Genomic DNA, 5,027 nt, shown 5'->3' on the forward strand with positions numbered 1-5,027 from the left:
TCCCGCTCTTCTTCAACGGAGAGTTTGATCCTGGCTCAGGATGAACGCTGGCGGCGTGCCTAACACATGCAAGTCGAACGATGAAACCGCCCCCGGGCGGACATGAAGTGGCGAACGGGTGAGTAACACGTGACCGACCTGCCCCCCGCCCAGGGACAGCCCCCCGAAAGGGGGATTAATACCTGGTACTCCGGGAGCGGCGCATGCCGCCCCCGGGAAAGCTCTCGCGGCGGGGGATGGGGTCGCGGCCCATCAGGTAGACGGCGGGGCAGAGGCCCACCGTGCCGACGACGGGTAGCCGGGTTGAGAGACCGACCGGCCACATTGGGACTGAGATACGGCCCAGACTCCTACGGGAGGCAGCAGTGGGGAATTTTGCGCAATGGGGGCAACCCTGACGCAGCAACGCCGCGTGCGGGACGAAGGCGTCCGCGTCGTAAACCGCTTTCAGCGGGGAACACCTAACGAGGGTACCCGCAGAAGAAGCCCCGGCTAAATACGTGCCAGCAGCCGCGGTAATACGTATGGGGCGAGCGTTATCCGGATTCATTGGGCGTAAAGCGCGCGTAGGCGGAGCGCTAAGCGGGACCTCTAACCCGAGGGCTCAACCCCCGGCCGGGTCCCGAACTGGCGCTCTCGAGTGCGGTAGGGGAGAGCGGAATTCCCGGTGTAGCGGTGGAATGCGCAGATATCGGGAAGAACACCGACGGCGAAGGCAGCTCTCTGGGCCGAAACTGACGCTGAGGCGCGAAAGCTGGGGGAGCGAACAGGATTAGATACCCTGGTAGTCCCAGCCGTAAACGATGGGCGCTAGGTGTGGGGGATGAGATCCCCCGTGCCGCAGCCAACGCATTAAGCGCCCCGCCTGGGGAGTACGGCCGCAAGGCTAAAACTCAAAGGAATTGACGGGGGCCCGCACAAGCAGCGGAGCATGTGGCTTAATTCGAAGCAACGCGAAGAACCTTACCAGGGCTTGACATGCAGGTGAAGCGGCGGAGACGCCGTGGCCGAGAGGAGCCTGCACAGGTGGTGCATGGCTGTCGTCAGCTCGTGTCGTGAGATGTTGGGTTAAGTCCCGCAACGAGCGCAACCCCTGCCCCGTGTTGCCAGCATTCAGTTGGGGACTCGCGGGGGACTGCCGGCGTCAAGCCGGAGGAAGGTGGGGACGACGTCAAGTCATCATGCCCCTTATGCCCTGGGCCGCACACGTGCTACAATGGCCGGTACAGAGGGTTGCGACCCCGCGAGGGGGAGCGGATCCCGCAAAGCCGGCCCCAGTTCGGATCGGAGGCTGCAACCCGCCTCCGTGAAGCCGGAGTTGCTAGTAATCGCGGATCAGCACGCCGCGGTGAATACGTTCCCGGGCCTTGTACACACCGCCCGTCACACCACCCGAGTCGTCTGCACCCGAAGCCGCCGGCCGAACCCTTTCAGGGGCGGAGGCGTCGAAGGTGTGGAGGGTGAGGGGGGTGAAGTCGTAACAAGGTAGCCGTACCGGAAGGTGCGGCTGGATCACCTCCTTTCTAGGGAGATTCTCACAAGAATCAAGGCTTCACTATCAAAGCAAGATTCCCAAATCCAGCATCCGGCTCCCGGGGCTCCCGCCCCGAGGCACCTTGACAGCCGCATAGCGAAGCACGGAATACAGAAGATACGCGGGGCCGGGAAGCCTTTTCCCGGCCCCCGAGAACGAATAACGAAATCAATTCATCTAACAAGTTGATTCGGATTCTTCACGATCGCGAAATCATTCAAGATTTACTCGATGTGGTTTACCTAACACATAACAGGGAACACTTCAGGACGAAGATACAAAGGGCGCGAGGCGGATGCCTTGGCGCGGGAAGTCGACGAAGGGCGCGGCAAGCTGCGATAAGCCGCGGGGAGGCGCAAACGGCCTTTGATCCGCGGATTCCCGAATGGGGGAACCCAGCAGGGGCAATGCCCTGCTACCGGCCGCCGAACGCATAGGCGGCCAGGAGGCAACCGGGGGAACTGAAACATCTAAGTACCCCGAGGAAGAGAAATCAACCGAGATCCCGGGAGTAGCGGCGAGCGAAACCGGGCCAGCCCAAACCGGCGCGCGTGCAAGCGTGCGGGCGTTTCCGCGCCGGTGTTGTTGGGCGGGGCAACCGAGGGCCGCATCCCTCGGCCGCTGTTACAAACCAGCCATCTAGGGGAACGGCCTGGGAAGGCCGGCGGAACAGGGTGAGAGCCCCGTACCCGGAAGGTCGCTGGCAGCGGGTCTCCGGCCCAGAGTAGCGCGGGGCACGTGAAACCCCGCGCGAAGCAGGGGGGACCACCCTCCAAGGCTGAACACTCTCCCGCGACCGATAGCGAACCAGTACCGTGAGGGAAAGGTGAAAAGCACCCCGAGAGGGGAGTGAAACAGCGCCTGAAACCGCGCGCCCACGAGCAGTCGGAGCACCTTTGACGGTGTGACGGCGTGCCTTTTGTAGAATGAGCCAGCGAGTCACGATGCGCGGCGAGGTTAAGCTTTTAAGCGAGCCGCAGCGAAAGCGAGTCTTTAAGACGGCGATTTTTAGTCGCGCGTCGTGGACGCGAAGCCGGGTGAGCTACCCATGGGCAGGCTGAAGCGGGGGTAAGACCCCGTGGAGGGCCGAACCCACTTCGGTTGAAAACGGAGGGGATGACCCGTGGGTAGGGGTGAAAGGCCAATCAAACCCGGAGATATCTCGTTCTCCCCGAAATAGCTTTAGGGCTAGCCCCGGCCGTTTTCCCGCGGCGGTAGAGCACTGGACGGAGGAGGGGGCCTCACCGCCTACCGATGCCGACCAAACTCCGAATGCCGCGAGACCAAAGGCCGGGAGTCAGAGCATGTGGGCTAAGCTGTGTGCTCGAGAGGGAAACAGCCCAGACCGCCCGCTAAGGCCCCCAAGTCATCGCTGAGTGGCAAAGGATGTGCGTCCGCCCAGACAACCAGGATGTTGGCTTAGAAGCAGCCATGCATTCAAAGAGTGCGTAACAGCTCACTGGTCGAGTGGACATGCGCCGACAATTCACGGGGCTAAGCGATGCGCCGAAGCGGCGGAATGTATAAACATTGGTAGGGGAGCTTCCCCTGCGCGGCGAAGCCGGAGGGCGACCGACGGTGGAGCGCAGGGGAGTGAGGATGCTGGCATGAGTAACGAGAGCGGCGCGGGAAACGCCGCCGCCGTAAGCCCAAGGTTTCCTGGGCAAGGCTAATCCTCCCAGGGTCAGTCGGGAGCTAAGGCGAGGCCGGAAGGCGTAGCCGATGCGCAACAGGCGGACATTCCTGTACCGCCTCGGGACCGCTACGACCGAAGGGGCGACGGAGAAGGGTACGCAGGCGGGGTTCTGGACGCCCCCGTGAAAGCATGTAGGCCGCAGGGCAGGCAAATCCGCCCTGCGCACAAGGCCGAGACGCGAGACGAAGCCGCATGGCGAAGCTGCGGAGCCCACGCTCCCTGGAAAAACCCCTAGGCAGGGCCCGAGGCGCCCGTACCAAAACCGACACAGGTGGGCGGGTAGAGCATACCGAGGCGATCGGGGGAACCATGGTCAAGGAACTCGGCATAATCGCTCCGTAACTTCGGGAGAAGGAGTGCCGCTGCAGGTGGAGGGACCAGCTCCCCGAGCCCGCGGCGGCCGCAGCGAAACGGCCCAAGCGACTGTTTACCAAAAACACAGGACTCTGCCAACCCGCGAGGGGAAGTATAGGGTCTGACGCCTGCCCGGTGCCGGAAGGTTACGCGGATGCGTTAGCGTAAGCGAAGCGCTGAAGCCAAGCCCCGGTAAACGGCGGCCGTAACTATAACGGTCCTAAGGTAGCGAAATTCCTTGTCGGGTAAGTTCCGACCTGCACGAACGGCGTAACGACTTGGGCGCTGTCTCGACCATGGACCCGGTGAAATTGCACTATTCGTGAAGATGCGAATTACCTGCGGAAGGACGGAAAGACCCCGTGAACCTTCACTGCAGCTTGGCATTGGCCGTTGGCTCGGCGCGTAGAGGATAGGCAGGAGGCTTAGAAACCGGGGCGCCAGCCCCGGCGGAGCCGCCCTTGGAATACTGCCCCCTCCGTTCCGGCGGCCTAACGCGGCGCCTTGTACCAGGGCCGCGGACCGTGCCAGGCGGGTAGTTTGACTGGGGCGGTCGCCTCCCAAAGAGTAACGGAGGCGCGCAAAGGTTGGCTCAGGACGGTCGGCAACCGTCCCGAGAGCGCAAGAGTGCAAGCCAGCTTGACTGCGAGGCGGACGGGCCGAGCAGGTGCGAAAGCAGGCTCTAGTGATCCGGCGGCCCAGAGTGGAATGGCCGTCGCTCAACGGATAAAAGGTACTCCGGGGATAACAGGCTGATCTTGCCCAAGAGTCCACATCGACGGCAAGGTTTGGCACCTCGATGTCGGCTCATCGCATCCTGGGGCTGAAGTCGGTCCCAAGGGTACGGCTGTTCGCCGTTTAAAGCGGTACGCGAGCTGGGTTCAGAACGTCGTGAGACAGTTCGGTCCCTATCCTCCGCAGGCGCAAGTGGATTGAGGAGGTCTGCCCCTAGTACGAGAGGACCGGGGTGGACGGACCTCTGGTGCAGCGGTTGTCGACCAACGGCACGGCCGCCTAGCTACGTCCGGCACGGATAACCGCTGAAGGCATCTAAGCGGGAAGCCGTCTCCGAGATGAGTCCACTCTCCGGTAAGGGCCCAGGTAGACCACCTGGTCGATAGGCCGCAGGTGCAAGCGCGGCGACGCGCTCAGCCGAGCGGCACTAATAGCCCGAGCTCTTCGCATCCTCGATTAAAGCACCGAGCGCGATGCGTGATCTTCTGTCCGTGCCCGCCATGCGGCCGCCAGGGTCGCCCCGGACAGGGGTTCCTGGCAGGCTTCATAGAGAGGCCGCGGGGGAGCGCCCCCCGCGAGCGCGACCACAGAGGCGGGGATCACCCGGTCCCATCCCGAACCCGGCAGTTAAGCCCGCCTTCGCCGAGAGTACTGCAGCGCGAGGCTGCGGGAGGGCAGGGCGTCGCGCTCGCGGAGGGCGCTTTTCTA

The 5,027-nt window shown here is 63.3% G+C and carries 3 rRNA genes; all 3 read left to right on the forward strand.

Going from position 1 to position 5,027, the window contains the following annotated elements:
- Nucleotides 1–12: 12 nt before the first annotated feature.
- A 16S ribosomal RNA gene (locus SFHG_RS09995) occupies nucleotides 13–1,523 on the forward strand.
- Nucleotides 1,524–1,802: 279 nt separating this feature from the next.
- A 23S ribosomal RNA gene (locus tag SFHG_RS10000) occupies nucleotides 1,803–4,770 on the forward strand.
- Between the two features lie 125 nt (nucleotides 4,771–4,895).
- Nucleotides 4,896–5,010: ribosomal RNA gene (rrf, locus tag SFHG_RS10005) — 5S ribosomal RNA — on the forward strand.
- Together the 16S, 23S and 5S rRNA genes form the textbook arrangement of a ribosomal RNA operon.
- The last annotated feature ends 17 nt before the right edge of the window (nucleotides 5,011–5,027 follow it).

Source organism: Senegalimassilia anaerobia JC110, assembly GCF_000236865.1.
Classification (GTDB): domain Bacteria; phylum Actinomycetota; class Coriobacteriia; order Coriobacteriales; family Eggerthellaceae; genus Senegalimassilia; species Senegalimassilia anaerobia.